14 protein-coding genes are annotated in these 23,382 nt (G+C 59.3%); 11 read left to right on the plus strand and 3 right to left on the minus strand.

Going from position 1 to position 23,382, the window contains the following annotated elements; translation table 11 throughout:
- Positions 1–40: 40 nt before the first annotated feature.
- The 5 genes from purS (at position 41) to hemG (ending at position 4,744) form a co-directional block, all read left to right on the plus strand.
- Positions 41–286, plus strand: a complete 246-nt coding sequence (purS, locus tag OHL16_RS14270) for a phosphoribosylformylglycinamidine synthase subunit PurS (protein ID WP_263367846.1) — start codon at positions 41–43, stop codon at positions 284–286.
- 190 nt (positions 287–476) lie between these two features.
- Positions 477–1,070 (plus strand): porin family protein, encoded by a 594-nt coding sequence (locus OHL16_RS14275; RefSeq protein ID WP_263367848.1) that lies wholly within the window; start codon positions 477–479, stop codon positions 1,068–1,070.
- Positions 1,071–1,132: 62 nt separating this feature from the next.
- On the plus strand, positions 1,133–2,254 hold the full coding sequence (gene hemE, locus OHL16_RS14280; RefSeq protein ID WP_396127201.1) for a uroporphyrinogen decarboxylase: 1,122 nt from the start codon (positions 1,133–1,135) through the stop codon (positions 2,252–2,254).
- Positions 2,251–3,279, plus strand: coding sequence for a ferrochelatase (gene hemH, locus OHL16_RS14285; RefSeq protein WP_263367849.1), 1,029 nt, complete (start codon positions 2,251–2,253; stop codon positions 3,277–3,279). The genes hemE and hemH overlap by 4 nt, the downstream gene beginning before the upstream one ends.
- Before the next feature lie 73 nt (positions 3,280–3,352).
- Complete coding sequence (gene hemG / locus OHL16_RS14290) at positions 3,353–4,744, plus strand: protoporphyrinogen oxidase (RefSeq protein WP_263367850.1); 1,392 nt, start codon at positions 3,353–3,355, stop codon at positions 4,742–4,744.
- 18 nt (positions 4,745–4,762) lie between these two features.
- On the opposite strand, the gene OHL16_RS14295 is transcribed toward hemG, so the two are convergent.
- Together OHL16_RS14295 and OHL16_RS14300 are read right to left on the minus strand one after the other, a co-directional pair.
- Positions 4,763–5,341: a hypothetical protein gene (locus tag OHL16_RS14295; protein WP_263367851.1), complete on the minus strand. Its 579-nt coding sequence runs from the start codon at positions 5,339–5,341 to the stop codon at positions 4,763–4,765.
- Between the two features lie 10 nt (positions 5,342–5,351).
- Positions 5,352–13,769 carry an Ig-like domain repeat protein gene (locus OHL16_RS14300; RefSeq protein WP_263367852.1) on the minus strand — a complete coding sequence of 2,806 codons (8,418 nt, stop codon included), beginning with the start codon at positions 13,767–13,769 and terminating at the stop codon, positions 5,352–5,354.
- Between the two features lie 330 nt (positions 13,770–14,099).
- Here OHL16_RS14300 and OHL16_RS14305 point away from each other — a divergent pair, with 330 nt between their 5' ends.
- The 4 genes from OHL16_RS14305 (at position 14,100) to OHL16_RS14320 (ending at position 20,458) form a co-directional block, all read left to right on the plus strand.
- Entirely contained in the window at positions 14,100–14,468 is a 369-nt protein-coding gene (locus OHL16_RS14305; RefSeq protein WP_263367853.1) for a hypothetical protein, read from the plus strand.
- 947 nt (positions 14,469–15,415) lie between these two features.
- Positions 15,416–16,951 (plus strand): alpha-amylase family glycosyl hydrolase, encoded by a 1,536-nt coding sequence (locus OHL16_RS14310; RefSeq protein WP_263367854.1) that lies wholly within the window; start codon positions 15,416–15,418, stop codon positions 16,949–16,951.
- Positions 16,952–16,993: 42 nt separating this feature from the next.
- Positions 16,994–19,774: an MGH1-like glycoside hydrolase domain-containing protein gene (locus OHL16_RS14315; protein ID WP_317891069.1), complete on the plus strand. Its 2,781-nt coding sequence runs from the start codon at positions 16,994–16,996 to the stop codon at positions 19,772–19,774.
- 3 nt (positions 19,775–19,777) lie between these two features.
- Positions 19,778–20,458 (plus strand): hypothetical protein, encoded by a 681-nt coding sequence (locus OHL16_RS14320; protein ID WP_263367855.1) that lies wholly within the window; start codon positions 19,778–19,780, stop codon positions 20,456–20,458.
- A 515-nt stretch (positions 20,459–20,973) separates the two neighbouring features.
- Here OHL16_RS14320 and OHL16_RS14325 read toward each other — a convergent pair.
- Positions 20,974–21,633: a TetR/AcrR family transcriptional regulator gene (locus OHL16_RS14325; protein WP_263367856.1), complete on the minus strand. Its 660-nt coding sequence runs from the start codon at positions 21,631–21,633 to the stop codon at positions 20,974–20,976.
- A gap of 60 nt (positions 21,634–21,693) precedes the next feature.
- On the opposite strand from OHL16_RS14325, the gene OHL16_RS14330 reads away from it, so the two are divergent.
- Positions 21,694–22,422, plus strand: a complete 729-nt coding sequence (locus OHL16_RS14330; RefSeq protein ID WP_263367857.1) for an SDR family oxidoreductase — start codon at positions 21,694–21,696, stop codon at positions 22,420–22,422.
- A gap of 91 nt (positions 22,423–22,513) precedes the next feature.
- Positions 22,514–23,263, plus strand: a complete 750-nt coding sequence (locus OHL16_RS14335) for an SDR family oxidoreductase (protein ID WP_263367858.1) — start codon at positions 22,514–22,516, stop codon at positions 23,261–23,263.
- Positions 23,264–23,382: the final 119 nt, after the last annotated feature.

The raw sequence follows: 23,382 nt of genomic DNA on the forward strand, positions 1-23,382 counted from the left end.
ACCGCGGGCAAATGCCGCGTCTTGTCTATAATCGGTCAAGATGAAGGCTCATGTCTATGTCACGCTCAAACGCACTGTGCTCGATGCTCAGGGGCAAACGATTAACGACGCTCTGCGCCGTATGCAATATCGCGGCGTCTCCGACGTCAGGCAGGGCAAGTACTTCGTATTGACCCTCGACCCTGGCCTTGATCGCGCCGCTGCCCAAGTGGAAGTCGAACGTATCACAAAAGAGGTATTGACCAATCCGGTTATCGAGGAATTCACTCTTCATTTAGAAGACTGAAAAAAAAGGTTCACGCGTGCCTCTTCCGGCTACACTGAAGAGGGCAAACGAACCCTCCGGGTTAGCATCTAACCAGCAATCCCTGTACGCAGGGAAAGCAAACTCCGGAAGCAACGCAGTCCGTTTGACGACTCAAGGCTCGACCTCATCCTTCGGGAGAGAAAGTGAAGTTACTGGGAGGATTTCCCGGATGCACACACGGCCAACCTTTAGCCGGTTTTTACTGTTTTTTGCGGCATTTTTAATACTTACTTCGCCGCTCACCCTCCATGCACAGGCAACCGCCGCAGCTTCCAAAAAAGGAGACCTCTCGGTCTACTCTGGCTATTCCGCGGTCTGGCCCCAGTATCTCAATGCACCCAACATAAACAGTGGCGTCTCTTTTGGAGTGGAGTACACCCGCCATCTGCGCTGGTACCTCTTGCCGTCCTTGGTGGCCCGCGGCAAAGTCGCGCCCGGCAATACAGTCGGCGAAAGGACATGGGGCGGAGGCATCAAGGTGGAGCACGAGTTCAGATCCTTTCGCCCTTACGCCAGCTTCATCCTCAGCTCTGGAAACATCACGTTTACGCACCCGGTCATCGATTACCGTGGCAAGCGCTATACCTCTGACAACTCCATCGTCTATGCCCCTGGTGGAGGCGTCGATGTCGACATCACAGAGAAATGGTCGGGGCGCGTCGACTATCAGTACGAGTACTGGAACATCGGAACCAATCAGTCGTTCTATCCCAGCGTCCTGAGCTTTGGCGTCGTCTATCGGATTCCCTTCCATCCCTTCTAGCGCGAAGGCCACAGACTCGCAGAAGACAAGGGGCAGGTGCTACGCTCGAAAGGGAGAACCTCTTGAGCAACGCATCTGTAAAACACGTCACTGCCCAATCCCCTGCTGGAACCCCGACGGTGGGCAGCCGTTTTGTCCGGGCCTGTCTCCGCCGACCTGTCGACCGCACTCCCGTCTGGCTTCTCCGCCAGGCTGGCCGCTACATGCCCGAGTACATGGCCGTCCGCAAGCACCACTCACTGCTTGAGATCTGCCGGACCCCCGAGATCGCCGCCGAGGTCACCATCACCGCCGCAGAGCGGCTCGGCGTCGACGCCGCCATCATCTTCGCGGACCTTCTGCTTCCCTTCACTCCCATGGGACTCGAGTTCGAGTTCCTCGCTGGCGAAGGCCCCATCGTACACACTCCTATTCGCTCTGCCGATCAGGTCCGCGCCCTGCGCACCGACCGCGCCGACGAGCTGAACTACGTCGCTCGCGCCATCGAAAAGGTTGCCGCCCACTTTGCCGCGCCGCGCGTAGACGGCGCCCGCGGCCCTGACAATCAGGATCAGCTCGGCATCATCGGATTCTGCGGCGCCCCATTCACGCTGGCCAGCTACATGATCGAAGGCGGCTCTTCGCGCAATTACATCGAAACCAAGCGCATGATGTACGGCGACTCCGTGGCCTGGCCGTTGCTGATGGAGAAACTCGTTGCTGTGCTCACCGCCTTCGCGCGCCAGCAGGTCGAGGCCGGCGCCGATGTCATTCAGGTCTTCGATAGCTGGGCCGGCGCTCTCAGCGTGCCGGACTATCGCCAATACTGCCTCGCGCCGACCACGGAGCTCGTGCGCCGCATCCAGGCCATGGGAGTTCCGGTCATCTACTTCGGCGTCGACACTGCAACGCTTCTGCCCTCCATGCGCGAGACCGGCGCCGACGTGATCGGCCTCGACTGGCGCACTCCCCTCGACGCGGGCTGGGAGGCCGTCGGCGAAGGCTGCGCTGTGCAGGGCAACCTCGATCCCATCACTCTCTTCGCTCCCGACGACGTCCTTCGTGCGCGAACCCGCGAGATCCTCTCAGCGGCGGCAGGCAGACCCGGCCATATCTTCAACCTCGGCCACGGCATCGTCCCTGGCACTCCGGTCGAAAACGTCATCAAGCTCGTCGAGTGGGTCAAGGAGTACGGAGCGCAATGAACACGAACAGCGCGGTTCTTCTGCTCGCACACGGTACGCCGAACGTACTGGGCGAGATGGCCGAATATCTCAGCCGCGTCACCGGAGGCCGCGCCCTTCCGCACGACGTCGTTGAGGAGTTGCAGCACCGCTACGCTCAGATCGGCCTCGGCGAAACCCCAGGTGCCGAGCCCCCTCCGCTTACAAAGTGGACGCTCGCGCAAGGCCGCCTCCTCGAGGGCTTGCTCGACGGCACGCCGGTCTACGTGGCCATGCGCAACTGGCACCCCTTTATCGCCGATGTCGTCGCGAAAATGCGGGCAGACGGAATCACGCACATCAAAGCCATCTGCCTGGCGCCGCAGAACTCACGCACGAGCATAGGCCTCTATCGCCAAGCCCTTCTCTCTGCCACCGCTGACATGGAGGTCGACTTCGTCCCAGCCTGGGCCGACCATCCCCTGCTCGTGCAGGCCTTTGCGGAGAAGCTCTGGCCCGTCTGGGCGCTCGCCTGCGCTCAGTCCGGCCGCCGCGTCCCAATCCTCTTCACAGCGCACAGTGTCCCTTGCCGCACTGTGATGACGGGCGAGGCCTCCATTGAAGGAGCCCGCCCGGGAACCCTCGCGCAAAGCACGCCCGACCCCTACGCCGTTGAAGCCAGGCGCACCGCGGCCCTCGTCGCCGAGCGCCTCTCCGTCGTCGGCCTAACCGAGCGCGACTGGCACTTCGCTTTCCAGAGCCAGGGCATGAGCGGCGGCCCATGGCTTGGCCCGACCGTCGAAGACACCCTCAACGCCCTCAAAGATGAGGGCCACGTCGGTGTTGTCATGCAACCCATCGGCTTCCTCTGCGATCACGTCGAGATCCTCTACGACATCGACATCGCCTTCCGCGAGATCGCCGGCGAGCTTGGCCTGCAGCTCTGGCGCGCCGAGAGCCTCAACGACTCCCCCGTCCTCGCCCAGGCGCTCGCCCAGATCGCCTCCGCCAACACCTCCGCGACCTCTGCCAACCAGGATGAAGCCGCGACACCGAACGCTGTATGATGCTGCACCATCAGGCGGAGCTCATGGCCGATATCTCAGTTCTCTCGTCCGACCCCATCTCCGCGAGGATGCGATGAAGCGCGTCGCGATTGCTGGCGGTGGAATCGCGGGGTTGGCAGCAGCCTATGAACTCGCGCAGCTTGCCCGCCGCGGAGAGCCTGTGCAGGCCGTGCTGTTTGAGTCTTCGCAGCGCTTGGGCGGCATCGTCGAGACAGTGCGCGAAGCTGGCTTCGTCATCGAAGGCGGCCCCGACGGCTGGGTAAGCGAAAAGCCCTGGGCGCGCCAGCTCGCAGAGGAGCTCAACCTCTCGAGCGAACTGATCCACTCCAACGACACCACCCGCAAGACCTACGTCCTCCGCGACGGCGATCTCAAAGCAATGCCGGACGGCATGCGCATGATGGTTCCTTCTGACCTGACTGCACTCGATACGTCGGACCTCTTCAGCCCGCGGGCCCGGCAGTACTTCCGCGACGAACCCTCCCGTGCCGCCGAGCTGCGCGCCTCCGCACCGATGCACGACGAGAGCGTCGCCGAGTTTGTGCGGCGGCACTTCGGCAATGAAGTGCTCGAGACCATCGGCGCCCCGTTGCTGAGCGGTGTCTTCGGAGGCGATGTCGCCACACTCAGCGTTCGCGCCGTCATGGCTCCCTTCGTCACAATGGAGCGCGAGTACGGCAGCCTCGTCACCGCGCTACAGGCACGCGCCGGGAACTCAACCCCTGCCCTCTTCACAACGCTGCGCAGCGGTCTTGGCACGCTCATCGACCGCATTGTCGCCTCCATCCCGCAGCAGTGGATTCACCTCAACACCGAGGTCTCCGCCGTCGCGCGCACAGTCGAAGGCTGGCACCTCACCACCAACCGAGGCGACGAGAGCTTCGACGCCCTCTTCATGGCAGCCCCCGTTCACATCGCACAATCGCTGCTTAGCCCCATCGACGCCCGCGCCGCCGAACTGATGCAAATGGACGCCAGCTCAGCCGTTGTCGTCGGATTCGCCTTTGCCGACGCCACTCACTCCCTCAAGCTGCCCCCTGGCTTCGGCTTCCTTGTCCCGCAAGGCTCAGGCAGTCTTCTCCTCGCATGCACTTTCATGGATCAGAAGTTCCCCGACCGCGTCCCTGAAGGCGGGCGCCTGCTCCGCGCCTTCTTCGGCGGTGAATCGGCCCTGCGCCTGATGCGCTGCCGCAACGACGAGATCGCCGCCATTGCGCGACTTGAACTCGCCCGTATCCTCGGCCCGCTGCCCGAGCCGCAGGTCACGGTCATCCGCCACTTGCCCCGCTCGCTCCCGCAGTACGCCGTGGGCCATCTCGAACGCATGGCAGAACTCAACGAGCGCGTGCGCGCCCTGGGCTCACTGTGGCTGCTCGGAAACGCGTATCGCGGCGTCGGCCTGCCCGACCTCATTCGAGACGCCCGCGCCGCGGCTCAGTCGCTCGTCGCCTGCGCCGTCTCCTGAATGGCGCCGTCAGTCTAACTACTCGCCACCACCGAAGTGATACGTGATGCCTGTGCTGATACGCAGATTGTTCTGCGTATTGTTCACAGCATTGGGAATGCGCGTGTAGACGTAGTCCACCTGGATGATGTTGGCCCCGAGCCGGGGCTTGATCCTCGTTCTCACGCCTCCGCCGGCCAGCACGCCAAACGACTGGCGATTGATCGTGAACTGAAAGTTCACATCCTCCTTCGCTCCACCCAGGAGGACTTCGCCATAGGGCACATACCTGCTCGGGTTGCGGTACGTAAACCGTGGGCCGAACAGATAGTTGATGATCAGAATATTCTGCCCGCTATTGTTCACATTGCTTGCATGGGCAACGGTAATGTCTGCCAGCGCGCTCCACTTCCGCGTGACGTTCATCAGGAAGGTGCCGCTGCCTCCGTACATGGAGAAGCAGCCGCAGTGGCCCGGAGGGGCGTTCGCGTGGAGGTAGTCGAAGTTACCTCCCACCTCGAACCTCTTGATGTCATCGAAGCGCAGCATCATCTGAGCATGGAGCGCCCACGGAAGAGCCAGGAACAACAGCAGCAGAGCGGCCTTTACGAGTTTCATCCTTCTTCTCCTACTCGACCATCAGGGTCGCGGTGGCTGCGTGCTGAACCGTGCTCTCGGTTCCTGTCACCGTCACTGTATAAGGTTTCGGATCGAGCGCGAAGTAACCACCTGCGCACCCACTCAATGCAGCAACCGGCAGGAGTGAACCAGCAAGCAACAGCAGCATCATCAGCAAGCGCGGCATTCTGCGCCTGTACTTACGTGCTGCGCCAAGGCCAGCAAGGCCAAGCATTCCCAGTGCAACCGGTACGTCACGCTGCGCTGGCCACGGGCCTTGCGGCTGGTGGTTCCGCGCGCTCAGCGAGCTGCTCGTCTTGACGTTCAGCGTCACGGTCGTGCTGCCCGCGCCCGCGGCTGCCTTGGAGGGCGTGAACGTGTAGGTCGATCCTGCCGGCAGGCCCGTCACCGTCAGGTTCACGTCGCTCATGAAGGTAGTCGAACCCACAGGTGCCAACGTGAACGTGTAGCTGGTCGAGTCACCGGGGAAGACCTTCTGGGTCGTCGCCCCACTGTTCTTGTTCGTGAAGTCCTGAACGATGTTCGTCACCGGAGCCGACGAGCTCGTCGAGAAGATGGTGTCGCCCGAGTACACCGCCGTGATCTGGTGCGTTCCCGTCGCTAGATTGTTCAGCGTCACAGCCGCGTTGCCGCTCAGATCAAACCCCACCGAGACAGACCCGTTCGTGCTCAACGGCGCAGTTCCCAGCACCGTCGTCCCGTCCATGAAGGACACAGTGCCCGTCGGAGTTGGCACCGGCGCTGCAACCGTCGCGGTAAACGTCACTGCGGTTCCCACAAGCTCGGTCGGCGTGCTCTGCGTCAGCATGATCGTCGTCGCAACATGGCCGATCACCTGGTTCAGAGGAGCTGACTTCGCTGCGCTGTAGCTCGTATCGCCGCTGTAGCTCGCGGTGATTGTGTGCGTCCCGGTCGCAAGCGTCGACGTCGTCATCGTCGCAATCCCAGACGAGTTCACAGTCCCTGTTCCGATTGCAGTCGTTCCGTCAAGGAAGGTGACCGTGCCGGTCGCGCCCGCCGGCACCGTCGCAGTGAAAATCACCGACTGGCCCGGGTTCGCGGGATTCGTCGAGGATGTCAGTGTCACCGTCGGAGCTCCCTGCGTTACCGTCACCGTCGTCGCTGGCGAGGTCGCAGGATTGTTGTTTGCATCGCCAGGAGTGCTCGCCGTAATCGGATTGCTGCCCACCGGCAGATTCGTCACAACAATCGTGGCGACACCGCCGACAATGGGAGCCGTCCCGATCACCGTCGTGCCATTCGTGAAGGTCACCGGCCCGGAGACGCCGCTTGGCACCGTCTCCGTGATCGTCTCGCTTCCGCCCACTGTGATCGTCGGCGCCGACACCACGGGAGGCGGCAACACAGGAGTCGCCTTATTCACTATCTGCGTCAACGGAGCCGAAGTCGCCGCGTTGTAGTTGCTGTCTCCGCCATAACTCGCGGTAATCGTGTGCGTTCCTGAGGTCAGCGTGGACACCGTCACCGACGCAACGCCGTTCGTCACCGTCGCCGTGCCCAGCGTCGTCGCTCCGTCAGTAAACGTCACCGTCCCGGTCACGCCCGTCGGCAGAGTCGCCGTGAAGGTCACTGCCTGATTCGCCGCCGAAGGATTGAGTGAGGAGGTAAGCCCAACCGTCGGAGTCCCCTTCGTCACCGTCACCGTCGTCGCCGGCGAGGTCGCTGGATTGTTGTTCGCGTCGCCCGGAGTGCTCGCCGTAATCGGATCGCTGCCCACAGGCAGATTCGTCACAACAATCGTGGCGACACCGCCGACAACGGGAGCTGTCCCAATCGTTGTGCCGCCGTTTGAGAACGTCACCGGCCCGGAGACGCCGCTTGGCACCGTCTCGGTTATCGTCTCGCTTCCGCCCGCTGTGATCGTCGGCGCCGACACCACTGGAGGCGGCAGCACCGGAGTCACCTTATTCACCGTCTGCGTCAGAGGCGACGACGTTGCAGCGCCATTGTTCGTATCGCCACCATAGCTTGCCGTGATCGTATGCGTCCCGCCTGTCAGGGTCGAAGTCGTCACGCTCGCTGTGCCACTCACAATCGTTCCGCTGCCGATCGTTGTCGTGCCATCGAGGAACATAATCGTTCCCGTCGCACTTGCCGGCACTGTCGCCGTGAAGGTCACTGCCTGGCCCACTGTCGATGGGTTATTCGACGAGGTCAGCGTCACCGTCGGAGTCAGCCTGTTCACAACCTGCGTCGTCGTTCCCGTGGCCGGATTGTTGTTCGAGTCGCCACCATAGGTCGCCGTGATCGGATCACTGCCGACAGGGAGCGTTGACGTCGTAATCGACGTCGTTCCCGTCGTCGGGTTGACTGTTCCTGTCCCGATCGTCGTTCCGCCGCTCGTCAACGTCACAGAGCCCGTGGTTCCGGGAGGCAGCGTGACCGTGATCGTCACCGGATCGCCAGAGTTACTCGGACCCGAGGTCGAGACCGTCACCGTTGGCGTGTTCTTCGTGACCGTCTGCGTTGTCGTTCCGGTCGCCGGATTGTCGTTCGTGTCGCCGCTGTAGCTTGCCGTAATCGTGTCCGTGCCCACCGGAAGCGAGCCCGTCGTCACCACGACCGTGCCTGCCGTCGACACCGTTCCGGATCCCAGCGCCGTACCGCCGCTGGTCAGCGTGATCGTTCCTGTCGCGCCCGCCGGAACGCTCGCCGTAATCGTCACTGTCTGGCCATACGTGCTCGGATTCGGAGACGACGACATCGTCACCGCCGGCGATGCCTTGTTGATCGTCTCCGTCAGGCTGGCCGTCGCGCTGCCGTTGTTGCTATCGCCGCCATAGGTCGCGACAATCGCGTCGCTTCCCAACGCCAGGGTTGAGGTCGTCACCGTTGCAACACCATTCGTAATGGTGCTTGTTCCCAACGGCGCTCCATTGCTGGTGAACGTCACCGAACCGGTAACATTCGTCGGCAACGTCGCCGTAAAGGTGACAGGCTGATTCGCCTGCGCCGGATTCAACGACGAATTCAGCGCCATCGAAGGCGAAACCTTCGAGACCGTCTCGACCGTCGTTCCGGTCGCGGCATTGTATGTCGCGTCACCACCGTAGCTCGCTGTAATCGTGTCTGAGCCTACCGGCAGCGTCGTCGTAGCAAACGACGCCACTCCCGAGCCGTTCAGCGTCCCCGAGCCTAGCGTCACTCCACCGCTCGTGAAGGTCACAGTCCCCGTGGCTCCGGCCGCAACCGTCGCCGTGATCGTAACCGAACCTCCGAACGTGCTCGGATTCGGAGCCGCCGACACCGTCACCGTCGGCGTGATCTTCGTAACCGTCTGGGTCAGCGTCGCAACCGACGTGTTGTAGTTGCTGTCGCCGCTATAGGTCGCCGTGATCGTATCGCTGCCACCAGGCAACGACGACGTCGAGACGCTCGCAACACCATTTGTCACCGTCGAAGTTCCCAGCGTCGTCCCTCCGCTGGTGAACGTCACCGTTCCTGTCACTCCCGTCGGCAGCGTGTCCGTGAAGGTCACCGAAGCGCCCGGAGCAGACGGGTTCTGCGATGAAGTTAGCGTCGAGGTGGCAGTCGCCTTGCCGACGCTCTCTACCACCGACCCTGTTCCTGCATCATTGTTCGCATCGCCGCTGTAGCTCGCGGTGATCGTATCGCTTCCCACAGGCAGCGACGAAGTCGTCACCACAACCGTCCCCGCCGCGCCCACTGTCCCCGAGCCCAGCGTCGCTCCGCCGCTGGTGATCGTGATTGTGCCCGTGTCTCCTGCAGGCACGCTCGCCGTAATTGTCACCGACTGGCCATACGTGCTCGGATTCGGAGTCGCCGTTACCGTCACCGTCGTCACGGCCTTTTTCACCGTCTGGTTCAGCGTCGTCGATGCCGCGTTGTAATTCCCGTCGCCGCCGTAGCTGGCCGTGATCGTGTCGGTCCCGATCGGTAGGACCGTAGTCGCCACCGATGCCGTTCCATTCGTCACCGTCGCCGTTCCCAGCGTCGTACCGCCGCTGGTAAACGTCACTGTTCCGGTGGCCGCTGTAGGCAGCGTCGCCGTGAAGGTCACCGACTGATTGAGCGCCGAAGGATTCAGCGATGAAGTCAGCGTGATCGTCGGCGTGGTCGTGCCAACAGTCTGCGACGTCGTCCCGGTCGCTGCACTGTGCGTCGCATCGCCGCCGTAGCTTGCGGTAATGGTATCCGTTCCGACAGGCAGGGCTGTCGTCGTGACGACCACGGTTCCACCAGCGCTCACTGTCCCCGAGCCCAGCGTCACTCCGCCGCTCGTGACCGTGATTGTCCCCGTGTCCCCTGCAGGCACGCTCGCAGTAATCGTTACAGACGAGCCAAACGTGCTTGGATTCGGAGTCGACGACACCGTCACCGTCGTCGTAGCCTTGTTCACCGTCTGGTTCAGCGTCGTCGATGCCGTGTTGTAATTCCCGTCGCCGCCGTAGCTGGCCGTGATCGTATCCGTCCCGACCGGCAGGACCGTGGTCGAAACCGATGCCGTTCCGTTCGTCACAGTCGCCGTTCCCAGCGTCGAACCGCCGCTGGTAAATGTCACCGTCCCGGTGACCGCTGTGGGAAGCGTCGCCGTGAAAGTCACCGACTGATTGACCGCCGAGGGATTCAGCGTTGAAGTCAGCGTGATCGCCGGCGTGGTCTTGCCAACAGTCTCGGATGTCGTCCCGGTCGCTGCATTATTATTCGAGTCACCGCCATAACTAGCCGTGATGGTGTCGGTCCCTACAGGCAGCGCCGTCGTCGTCACGACCACGGTTCCGCCCGCGTTCACCGTCCCCGAGCCCAGCGTCACTCCACCACTCGTGATCGTGATTGTGCCCGTATCTCCCGAAGGCACGCTCGCAGTAATCGTTACAGAAGAGCCATACGTGCTCGGATTCGGAGTCGACGACACCGTCACCGTCGTCGCAGCCTTGTTCACCGTCTGGTTCAGCGTCGTCGATGCCGTGCTGTAGTTACCGTCGCCGTTGTAAGTTGCCGTGACCGTATCGGTGCCGACCGGCAGGGCCGAGCTCGAAACAGACGCTGTTCCGTTCGTCACCGTCGCCGTTCCCAGCGTCGTACCGCCGCTGGTAAACGTCACCGTTCCGGTGGCCGCCGTCGGCAGAGTCGCCGTAAAGGTCACCGACTGATTGACCGCCGAGGGATTCAGCGATGATGTCAGCGTGATCGTCGGCGTCGCTTTGCTCACTGTCTGCGACGTCGTCCCGGTTGCTGCATTGTTCGTCGTGTCGCCGCCGTAGCTCGCCGTAATGGTGTCGGTCCCTACAGGCAGCGCCGTCGTCGTGACGACCACGGTTCCACCGGCGCTCACCGTCCCCGAGCCCAGAGTCACTCCGCCGCTCGTGATCGTGATCGTGCCCTTGTCTCCCGCGGGCACGCTCGCCGTAATTGTCACCGACTGGCCATATGTGCTCGGATTCGGAGTCGACGACACCGTCACCGTCGGGTTCAGCTTCGCAATCGTCTCTGTCGCCGTCGCAACCGAGGTGTTGTTGTTGGAGTCGCCATTGTAGGTCGCCGTGACCGTGTCAGTGCCCAATGGCAGCACTGTGGTAGAGACCGTGGCGACGCCATTGTTCACAGTGCCGGTTCCGAGAACCGTAGTCCCATTTGTAAAGGTCACCGTGCCTGTGACGTTGCTCGGCAGCGTATCAGTAAGGGTCACCGAAGCTCCCGGAACCGCTGGATTCGGCGACACCGTCAGCGTGGAGCTCGGGCTTGCCTTCGTGATCGTCTCCTGTGTTGTGGCCGAGGCCGGCGTATAGTTATTGTCGCTGCCATAGCTTGCCGTGATCGTATCGGTGCCAGCCGGCAGGACCGTAGTTGTAATCGACGCCAGGCCGGATCCTTTCACCGTCGCGCTGCCCAGCGTGACTCCGCCGCTCGTGAAGGTCACTGTCCCGGTGGCCCCTTGCGTCAACGTCGCGCTGATTGTAACTGTGTTGCCATAGGGGCTCGGGTTTGGGGCCGCAACGACTGAGATCGTTGGCGTCGCCTGGGTCACAACCTGAACCACCACAGGCGAAGTCCCCGCACTGTGACTGCCATCGCCGCTGTACACCGCGGTAAGGTTATGTGAACCGGCCGTGAGTGTTGTGGTTGAGATAGTCGCCGCCGTGCCGGAGATCGTCGCCACTCCCAGCGTGATCGCGCCATCCATGAATGTCACTGACCCGGTCGCCCCCGAGGGCGTCGTCGAGGTCAGAGTCACGGCCTGGCTATACGTCGACGGGTTCGGGTTCGAAGTCAGCAGAACCGCCGCCACCGTCACGCTGATTACGCTTGAAGTGCTTGGGTTGTAGTTGGTATCTCCCGGATAGATCGCCTTCAGCGAATCGCTGCCCACCGGCAGATTCGTCGTCACCAGAGTCGCAACGCCGTTGTTCAGCGTGCCCGTGCCAATCAGCGTTGAGCCGCTGTAAAAGTTCACGCTCTCCCCGTTGGTGGTTGTCGTAGGCGGCCCAACAGTATATGGACTCAGTGTCGCCGTCAGGGTCACCGCCTGCCCGCTGAGCGTCGCCGTCACCGGCGAGACACCAAGCGCCAGCGTCGTCGGCGTTGGAGCCGCCATCAGGGCCACCGTCGACGAAACGCTCGGCAGGTAGATCGAGTCGCCCGAGTAGCTTGCGTCCACATTGTGAATACCGCTGCCCAGCGGAAACACCGCCACTCCGGCCAGCGCGCCTGAGTTGCCATTCTGCGAAACTTCGCTCAGCGAGACCGCTGCCCGCGGACTGCTCGCATCCGTGCCCGACAGATCGGCGTTACCGTCATTATTGAAGTCGCCCGCGCTTACTGCGTACGTCAGCGAAAACCCGCCGATCACCGGCTCGTTGTAAGCTTGAAATGTTCCGTCACCGTTGCCCAGATACACCAACGCGCCATAGCTTCCACCCGCAATGATGTCCGGTTTTCCGTCGCCATTCACGTCTGTGAGCGACGGGTCCGAAGGAATGTCAGATGTATACTTCACTGGCGCCTGGAACGATCCAGTTCCATTGCCGAGCAACACGAACATCCAAGGCCCGATGTGCGTGCTTCCCGTGATTGTGGTCGAAACCACATCAGGGATGCCATCGGCATTCAGGTCGCCCGAAGTCAGAAACTCACCGATCTGCGAGGCAACCTTGGTGGCCCCTTGAAAAGTGCCATCGCCGTTCCCAAGAGCCACATACAGATCCGACAGATTGCTACCCGCCGCCGCGGTCGCGGTCGCAAACGCAATGTCGTCTTTGCCGTCCTGGTTGAAATCCCCTACCACGATGTCGTTCGCATTCTTCGATGTCGTCGCCACAACATTCCCGGCCTGGAATGTGCCGTCGCCCTTACCAAGAAAGACAGTTACATTCTTCGCAGTCTGGTCCGTCACCACGACGTCCAGCAAGCCGTCGCCGTTGAAGTCCCCCATCGCCAGGCCTTCTACATCGCCCGAGGTGTACTCCACCGGCGCCTGAAAGCTCCCGTCGCCATTGCCCAGCAGAATCACCAGCCCGCCCGTGCTTCCAGTCGAGCAGCCCAGAGCGATGTCGGTGTTGCCGTCGCGGTTGAAGTCTGCAAGCAGCATCTTCAACGCCTTGCCAGCTGAGCAACCCGGGTAGTTCACCTTCGGCTGAAATGTACCATCGCCATTGCCCAGCAGCACTGTGATGATCTGGTTGGCATCTCCAGTCACCAGGTCGAGGTTGTTGTCCCCGTTCAGGTACGCCGATGCAATTACAACCGACCGGTTCGTCGTATTTCCGTTGCCGCTGATCGCAAAGGGCGAGCCTGACGCCGTAGTGAAATTATCCGTCAGCACCGCTGGGCCCAGCGTCTGCGTGCCCAGCACATTGTTCCCTGCGCTTGTATCGAGGAACGAAATCGTGCCAGTCGGCCCCGTCGTCAACGAGCCAACGCCAGTCACCGTTGAGCTGAGCGTGTAGTTACCCACCGTGCCCGACGACGCAATAGCGCTCGACGACGAATACGTCCCCTGCACCGTATAGCTCACCGTGTTCGACGTGCTCGACGCATAGCTGTTATTCGCGCGATACACCGCCTTGTAGGTATGCACGCCCAGCGGGCCGCTGCCGATCTTGACAACCGCGGTCGCATTCGGCGAGGTCAACTGCACCGACGCCAGCGACGAATTGGTCTCGCAGTTCGTCGTCGTCACTGCGCAGAACATCACCAGGCCGGAGCTCACAGGCGATCCTCCCGAAGTGACCTTCGCCGTCAGGATGATAGGAGTCTGATAGGGCACCGACGTCGCTGAGATCGTCAGCGATGTCGTCGTAGGCGCCGCCGCGGCGTGCGCGAGCGCAGCCGCCGTCAGTAGACTGAGTGGAGCAAGCCTGCGCAGATAGTTGCCTACGTACGTTAGTGCACGAGTGCGGAGGGAACGAGACATTGGGGAGGTCATGAGGTTCCTTTGGGGCACGGTAACCGAGTTTGAGTCGCCTGCTTAAAGTAACTGTCCTGTTTCGGTCCGACCTATTACCCGAAAGTTGCACCCTTCCTTCTCGAGCCTTTCGCTCGTTTGGCACACCAAACCTGCCGCAGTTACAAAAAGTTCTCGTGCATTGGCCTTACCTCGATGAGTGAGCGTTTCGTGCTTTGAAGTCACCACGCGCAATTACCAGGTGATTAACGCTCTAAAGGCGTAGGAGTCTAGAGTCTCCTAATCTTTCGCGCACGCGGATCGCTGGATACACTAGCGTGGCGTACGCAATCGATCTTCGAAAAGAACCGGATGTCTGAGAAGCGCACCGGCATCATCATGAACGGCGTCACCGGACGCATGGGCCTCAACCAGCACCTCGTCCGTTCCATCCTCGCCATCCGCAAGAAAGGCGGCCTCACCCTTCGCGACGGCTCGCGCCTCATGCCCGACCCCATCCTTGTCGGCAGAAACGAGCAGATGCTTCGCGAGATCGCCGAAGCCCACAGCGTCCCCCGCTGGACCACCGACCTCGAAGCCGCCCTCGCCAACTCAGGCGACTCTATCTACTTCGACGCGCAGCTCACCAACCTCCGCGCCGCCGCCGTCGAAAGGGTCATCGCCCACGGCAAGCTTCCAAGAGATGTTGACGTCCAAGTAGGATTCTGGGACATCGATTAGTATCGGTTTTGAAGCCGCGGTTTCCAGTCGACGGAGCGGCCGCCCCGCCGACCTTCTTCGCCCCTTCCCAGACATCAGATGAAGGCAGCAAGGGAGCTCAATCCAGCCGTCAACAACGTCCGCAACTAGGGCCCCGAGATGCTGAGCTTGAAGTGACACGATTGCTTGCCAATCGTGTACACATACAACTGTCTGGCTTGTCAGGCTGCAAGAAATCTGTTCTGTTGCGTGCGGGTGTCAGGTCTGACGGACAGTTTTCCGGGTGCCGACCTTGAGCAAAACGAATTTCTGCGACGGGAGTTTTTGCTTAGGAAACATGTGAGTTGGAACGTTTCTCTTTATTGAATTGAGAGAGCAAGATGATCCTCTTTGTGCTCAAAGAAGCTTACTTTCCCAGCACGACGCAATAGGCGATTGTCTCTGCGCGAGGTCACAACAAGAAAAGCAGGCACCCGCTACAGTCAATTTCCAAGAGGGTGCGTGAGTACGCTAAGTGATTGATTCAATGGTCGGCCCTAGTGGACGATTTTCGAACTCTTGCCGCTTTTGCAGGGGGCGATTGGACCTTGGCGTGATTTGGAACGAGCCCAGTCGAACATAAATGAGGCCCGTAATAGCCCTGTCATCGACTAGATCGCGCGCCCGAGTATCTACGGCGAGAGCTATGTTGATTAGGGATTTCCCCAGTTGTTCAGTGCAAAAAAGCCATATATAGTCCAGCAAAACGTCTTTTCCCAGGACTCAGCGCGGTACGGCCACGATTATCGCGAAGATCACGCCGGGGACAGAATGTTGCTGATGTCGTTTCAGATCGCCCAACTCAGCGGTTTTTGGATCAAAACCTGAGATCGAGTGACCGGCATCACACGCTCATCCCGTGATTCGATCTAATGGCAGACGATTCGAAGAATCGTTCCAGACTATTCGAAGTTGAGGAGGGGATAGTCATGGCGAAGTTGATGAGCCACGCTCCAGCAGAGACAATGCCGACGCGTGTGTCCGTGTGGCCCCGATACCCAAGCGTGTATGAGATCAACACCTGGGTCTGGCTCTCAGAACTGAGCCAGAAATACGGAAAGAAAGTCACCTTGGCTTCGATTCCCGCAGCCGAGTGGGATGCCATCGCCGCTTATGGCTTCGATGCAGTGTGGTTGATGGGGGTTTGGGAACGGAGTCCTGCAGGTATCGCGATTGCGAATCAAAACCAGACTCTGCTAGACGATTTTCGGCGAGCGCTCCCTGACTTTCGCCCGGAGGACAATGTAGGATCGCCCTATTGCGTTCGACGCTACGTTGTTGACGAGCATCTCGGGGGGCCTCAAGGTTTGGCTGTTGCTCGAGAGGAACTCTCGAATCGGGGCATGAACCTGATCCTTGACTTTGTGCCCAACCATGTTGCCATCGATCATCCGTGGGTCGCAGAACATCCCGAGTATTTCATCCAGAGCAATTCTGACGACGCCAGGAAGGACCCTTCTTCCTTCATTGAAAGAGAGGGAACAATTTTCGCTCGGGGACGGGATCCCTTCTTCCCGGCCTGGCCGGACGTTCTGCAGTTGAACGCCTTTGCCCCGGGGCTTCGACAGGCTGTGATCGAAACCGTATCAGGCATTGCCCAGCAATGCGATGGCATTCGCTGCGACATGGCCATGCTTTTACTGAACTTGATCTTCCAACGTACGTGGGGTAGCCGTGCCGGACAGCAACCCGCAACGGAGTACTGGGACGATGTAATCTCCGCCGTCAAGAAAAGCTATCCCGGTTTCATCTTCATCGCCGAGGTTTACTGGGATCTGGAATGGGAACTTCAGCAGCGCGGATTTGACTTCTGCTACGACAAGAAGCTTTACGATCGCCTGGAACACGACAACGCGGAGAATATCCGTCTTCATCTTTGTGCAGAGCTGGCTTATCAGGGAAAGCTGGTCCGTTTCATCGAAAACCATGACGAACCGCGGGCTGCGGCTACTTTTTTGCAGGCGAAGCAGCAGGCCGCTGCGCTGACGATGACCACGCTCCCGGGAATTAAGCTTTTTCATGAAGGCCAGTTCGAGGGACGCATGGTGAGACTGCCCGTGTTTCTGGGTAGGCGTCCGCAGGAACCTGTGGATCAGAGCCTCCAGGGTTTCTACAAAAAGCTTCTCTCTGCGATAGATAAGCCCGTTTTTCGCGATGGCCAGTGGAGCCTGTGTGAACGAACGGGCTGGTCCGATAACACGACCTTTCAGAATCTGGTGGCCTGGAGTTGGATAAGAGGCAACGAGCGATACCTGATCATCATCAATCTCAGCAACTGTCCCGCGCAGAGCCGGGTACGAGTCCCGTGGGCGGATGCAGGCGGTGGAGAGTGGCACTTGCTGGACGCGATATCAGGTGCGATCTATGAGCGTGCTGGAGATGAGATGAGCTCGCCGGGCCTGTACGTGGAACTCGACCCATGGAACTACCACTTCTTCGAGTGTCTGCGTATGAACAAGACATAGAACGAGGCGGCTTGGGAAGTCGGCCAGGGATCATACGAGCCAGTGTGGCGCGCACAAAGGAGAGGACCAATGGAATCAACTCCCAAGTCTCCAATTGACTACATCGAAACCGCCGAGCAGAAACGCCTGAACGACGCTCGTGAACAGGGTATTCCCTGGAAGAAGTGGGGACCGTACCTCAGTGAGCGACAGTGGGGCACAGTGCGCGAAGATTACAGCGCCGACGGAAACGCCTGGGACTACTTCTCGCACGATCAGTCCCGATCGCGTGCCTACCGCTGGGGCGAAGATGGGTTAGCCGGGATCTCGGACGACAAGCAACAGCTATGCTTCGCGCTGACGCTGTGGAACGGTTGCGACCCAATTCTGAAAGAACGCTTGTTTGGCCTGACGAACAGCGAGTCCAACCACGGTGAAGACGTCAAGGAATACTATTTCTATATCGACAGTACTCCTACGCACTCGTACATGAAGTACCTGTACAAGTACCCGCAGGGAGAATATCCCTATTGGAATCTGGTGGAGACCAACCGGCGACGCTCGCGCGAAGAGATGGAGTACGAACTTCTCGATACGGGTATTTTCGATGAGAATCGATACTTCGATGTCTTTGTGGAGTATGCCAAGGCCGATTCGGAAGACGTGCTGGTCCGGATCTCAGTCCACAATCGAGGTCCAGAAGCAGCCCATCTTCACGTGCTTCCGACCCTGTGGTTTCGCAACACCTGGTCCTGGGCAGCTGGCAAACCGAAGCCTGTTTTGGGTCAGATCGATGAGAACAAGATACGCGCTTCTCACCTGCAGCTTGGCGATTACACCTTGCAATGTGAGGGCGCGGGGGAGCTTCTCTTTACCGAGAACGAATCCAATGCCAGCCGTCTTTGGGGACAGCCCAATCCCTCGCCTTACGTCAAAGATGCCTTTCATCAATACGTAATCTCCGGGGCGCGGGATGCGGTCAATCCTTCGAAGACAGGAACCAAAGCTGCTGTCCATTACGTGCTTGAAGTTCCGGCCGGAGGAAGCAAGGCTGTGCGTTTGCGGCTGAGCGCGAGGCCAGCGAGCGACGCATTCGGTACGTTTGACAAGATATTCGACAGCCGCCTCTCGGATGCGAATGAGTTCTATGAGCGCATCACTCCTAAGCAGTTGAGCGAAGATGAACGGCGCGTCCACCGCCAGGCCCTTGCCGGAATGCTGTGGTCCAAGCAGTACTACTACTTCGATCTCGATAGGTGGCTCATCGAGCACGACTCGCACCCTATGGTTGGCTCCGGCAAGGGAAGCACTCGCAACGCTGACTGGTTCCACATGCTCAACAGCGACGTCATCTCCATGCCCGACAAGTGGGAGTACCCCTGGTATGCCGCGTGGGACTTGGCCTTTCACACCATTGCCCTCTCGCTGGTCGACTTCGACTTCGCCAAAGAGCAGCTCCTGCTCATGCTCAGAAACCTCTACGCCCATCCCAACGGCCAGATCCCGGCATACGAGTGGAACTTCGGCGACGTCAACCCACCAGTGCACGCCTGGGCCACCTTATTCCTCTACAGAATTGAGACAGAACTTGGCCGCGCCGACATCCGCTTTTTGGAACGCTCCTTCCAGGGACTGATGTTGAACTTCAACTGGTGGGTCAACCGCAAGGATCCGCAGGGGCGCAACGTCTTTGCCGGCGGCTTCCTCGGACTCGACAACATCGGTGTCTTCGATCGCAGCGCGCCACTGCCGACGGGCGGATACCTGGATCAGGCCGACGGTACCGCATGGATGGCTTTCTACTGTCAGTGCATGCTTGAGATTGCGCTCATTCTAAGCGACTACGACCCAATGTACGAGGAGATTGCCTACCGTTTCTTTGAGCATTTCGCCTGGATCGCCTATGCCATGGACCGCGTTGGCGCGCACCACGACGAGATGTGGGATGAAGGGGACGGATTTTTCTACGATCTGCTCCATTTCCCGAACGGCGACACCATGCGCCTCAGAATTCGCTCGATGGTCGGACTGCTACCCCTATGCGCGTCGACCGTAGTTGACCGGGAAAGCCTTTTACTAAAACATCCACGCTTTATTGAAATGATTTCGTTGTTCCGTAAGCGTCATCCGGAAGTGATCCAAAAGATCGCTTCAGCCGAGGACCTGGATAAAGGCGGATATATGGGGCGCAGGCTGTTGACGACTTGCAATAGGCCAAAGCTATTGCGCGTTCTGAGGTACATGCTCGACGAGAACGAGTTTCTCAGTCCGTACGGCATACGTTCGCTGTCGAAATATCACCTGGAGCATCCCTTCGTGTTTTACCTGCAAGGACAGGAATATAAGGTTCAGTACCTCCCCGCAGAGTCGAATACCGGCATGTTTGGTGGCAACTCCAACTGGCGGGGACCGATCTGGATGCCGGTGAACGGGCTGATCATTCGCGCCTTGCTGCAAATGTATCCATTCTATGGACCTGACTTTAAAGTTGAATGTCCCACTGGCTCGGGCAATTACATGACGCTGTTTGAAGTGGCGAAGGAAATCGCCCGCCGGAACGCAAGCATGTTTCTGCGCGATGCCAATGGACACCGCCCGGTCTACGGAGGAACCAGGAAGTTCCAGGACGATCCTCACTGGAAGGATTACATCCTCTTCTACGAATATTTCCACGGCGAGAATGGCGCCGGGCTGGGGGCCAGCCATCAGACAGGCTGGACTGGCCTTGTCGCGCGCGGGCTTGATCTATTCGTGCGGCTAAAGGCGGAAGATTTGCTGAGTGCCGCTAAAGGAGAGGTTGCTGCTAAGTTGACCCGGCAGCAGGTGGCAGGGCAGAAAGTGTGAGCCATGGAGAATCGGAGCGAGCGGCAATTTACTGAAGAAGCCGCACGAATCCGCCGGAGTCTGAGGACACCACGTGCCGCAGCTATCGCTGGCATCATTTTCTCGCTGTTGCTGATTACCAGCCAGGTGCTTATCCGGCTCTCAATTCCATCCGATCCCTTGGCATCGCCGCTGGAGGTTGTCCGACACTCGAAGGCTGTCGCTATCGCTTTGAGCCTCACGCCATTCGCTGGCATTTCATTCCTGTGGTTCATTGCTGTTGTACGCGACCACCTGGGAGAATTGGAGGATCGTTTTTTTGCCACTGTCTTCCTGGGTAGTGGGTTGCTGTACGTAGCAATGATCTTCATTGCGGTGGCGATCGCTGAAGCACTCATCGGACTCCTCGCCACCGACTCGGGCAGCCTGATAACATCTGGCACCTATGCGTTGGCCCGTGCAGAGATCTATCGAATCATGAACGTATTCTCAATCAGGATGTCCGGAGTATTCATGATCTCGACCTCCACGATCTTTGCGCAGACCCGGATTCTTCCGAGGTGGATAGCGTTTCTCGGCTATGCACTAGCGGTAATCCTCTTACTGGGCGTGGGAAGCGTGAATTGGATCGTCATTGTCTTTCCGCTCTGGGTGGCGCTGATCAGCGGATGCATCCTGATCCAAGATCGGCAATCGCGCCTGTAGCGATCGGAGGCGCGGAACGGATAACCACGCGTAAGCACTTCGACGAAAACTTGTAATCGTCTACCCCATGACACTGGCAGCCGGGCTCTCGACGCTCAAAGAATCTTCGAACTCGCGAATAACACTGTATGTTTCGCAAGATTCGACCGAAAAGGCCAAATTGCTGAAAATGCTATTTTCGAACTGCTCTGTAGGCGCCGTAAGTCTAACGCCTACATACAGAAAGCCCTTTGACATGATCTTCAAAAGGACTCAATCGGAAGAATGGTCGGGGCGGAGGGATTCGAAGACTAGCCTCCGTGGTCCGGCATGTTTCTGAATTCACGGTATTTCTGTCGCAACTCGCTGAAACTAAGCTATTTCCATGAAGTCTCTGCTTTCCCCTGTTGTCTATGAAGTGTGCCCAGTGGGGACCGTATCGATCTCATGAGAAGGCGACTCGAAGCAAGTGTGCTGCTGATCAAAGCAATAGGTGGAGGATGGGATATCTGTAGCCTGCCGCGCTCCTGCATGGATCACACAATGCGTTTCCGTGTCTCAGTAAGAATCTCCTGAGCAAACTCGTTATCATTCACAGCCCGGGCAAGGATAAGAGCCCCCACCATAGACGCAAACATATGGATCGCATCGCCGCGCGCGGAGCGACGAGAGCGCCAGGGGAAGCGGATCGCGATTTTTTGAATGAAATCTCTTAGCTTGTCCGTAAAGGCACCTTGCACATGCTGTTCCTGGCGAACCTCAGAAGCCAGAGCGGCAACGGCACATCCTCCACCCGAATCGGTCATGTGCTTTTTGCTCAAGTAGTCGTCCACGTATCGAGCTTTACCTTGCTGAGTCGGAGGCAACTTATCCAAGTCGCCCGTGGCTCGCTCCATCTCACGTGTGAGAGCTTCGGACATGAGAGATTCTTTCGAGGCAAAATGATTGTAAAAGGGACCATGGGTCAGGCCGGCCGCGCTCATCACTTCGCTGACACTGACTCCTGAAAACCCCCATTCTCGAAATAGCCGAATCGACTCATCGAGAATCCGCTCATGTTTTTTGGCGGTTTCTGCTGCTGAGTACCCCATGTGCTTCTCCGTTCCTTGATCAACGAGATCAATGCCAGGCAGCACGTACCGATATGCACCACAATATTTTCGAAATTTGTGAATCCGTATGTGCGCCATCAGCATTATGTATATCATGTTCGAGCATGATTGGCATCATGCTAAATCAGGAGAAGGAGCCTGCCAATGAAGATTCGCGATTCAGTCGCATTCGTAACAGGCGCAAACCGGGGAATTGGTCTGGTATTTGCACAAGAGCTGCTCGCCGCCGGGGCACGAAAAGTCTATGCCGCAGCACGAAACCCAGAAAGCATTCCACTCAGCGGGGTCGAGCGGGTGCGTCTGGACGTAACGAATCCCGAAGCCGTTGCTTCTGCCGCGAGGGCGAGTGGGGACGTGAACCGGCTCATCAACAACGCAGGGATTGCACTTTGGACAGGCTTTTTAGCACCCGGTTCCGTCGAAGCTGCACGGTCAGAAATGGAGACCAACTATTTTGGGCCGCTCTACCTCAGTCGTGCGTTTGCTCCGGCCCTGGCGAAGAACAGTGGAGGAGCCATCGTCAACGTTCTCTCTATCCTGAGTTGGGTAGCCGTTCCCTCGGCCGGAACGTACAGTGCCTCCAAAACAGCCGCCTGGGCTCTGACAAATTGGCTGCGGACTGGCTTGCGTGAGCAGGGAACACAGGTGCTGGGTGTACATGCCGGTCCTGTGGACACGGACATGGCTAGTGGGCTGACTCTTCCGAAGGTGACGCCTGTCGATGTAGTTCGGCAGGTACTAAACGCACTCGAAGCCGGCCGCGATGAGGTGCTCGTCGATGACATGACCCGACAGGTGAAGGCCGGCCTATCCGACGAGCCGGGCATCTACCTCAACTTCGATCCTGAAGCCGCCCTTCCTGCAGCGAACTAAGCCGCTCCGGACAGAGCACGGTAGAGCGAAACTCTGGTGCCTGAGTCGCAGTATGGCTCGTAGCTTTCTAAAGAAATAAAAGGAGCAGTCCATGGGGAAATTAGACGGAAAGACAGCACTCGTTACGGGCGCCAATAGCGGGATCGGGTTGGCGACAGCAAAACAATTTGTCAATGAAGGAGCCTACGTTTTCATCACAGGACGGAGACAGGCCGAGCTGGACGCCGCCGTGAAGGAAATTGGCAAAAACGTCACCGCCATCCAGGGAGACGTATCGAATCTCTCCGACCTTGATCGCCTCTTTGCACAAATCAAGCGCGACAAAGCCCGGCTCGATATTATCTTCGCAAACGCCGGTGTCGCGCAGTACTCCCCCTTCGGCCAGATCACCGAAGAGCACTACGAATTCCACTTCAATATCAATGTAAAAGGCGTGCTCTTCACTGTGCAGAAAGCCCTGCCGCTGTTGCCCGACGGCGCTTCGGTCATCCTGAACGGATCGATCGTCGGCAGCAAGGGGATGTCCTCCAACAGCGTCTACAGCGCGACAAAAGCCGCTCTTCGCTCCTTTGCACGAACCTGGACCACCGATCTCAAGAGCCGCCGCATTCGGGTCAATGTGGTAAGCCCCGGCCCCATTGATACGCCCGGCCTGGATAAGCTCCTGGCGTCCGGGCAGGTCGGGGAAGAGCGCCGCAAAGCCATTCACGCCGCTGTTCCTCTCGGCCGCATTGGAACACCCGACGAAATCGCAAAAGCCGTGGTCTTCCTCGCGTCCCACGATAGCAGCTTCGTCACGGGAACAGAGTTATTCGTGGACGGCGGTTTTGCGCAGGTCTGAGCCAGATCTCCGGAGCGGCGGCCGATCGTCGCTCCGTCCCACAATGAAGGACGATGATCAATGACTCCGGAACAAGCTTTCCTCGATGCCGCCCTCCGCAGTTGGCGATCCAACATGGA

Source organism: Edaphobacter bradus (assembly GCF_025685645.1).
GTDB lineage: Bacteria > Acidobacteriota > Terriglobia > Terriglobales > Acidobacteriaceae > Edaphobacter > Edaphobacter bradus.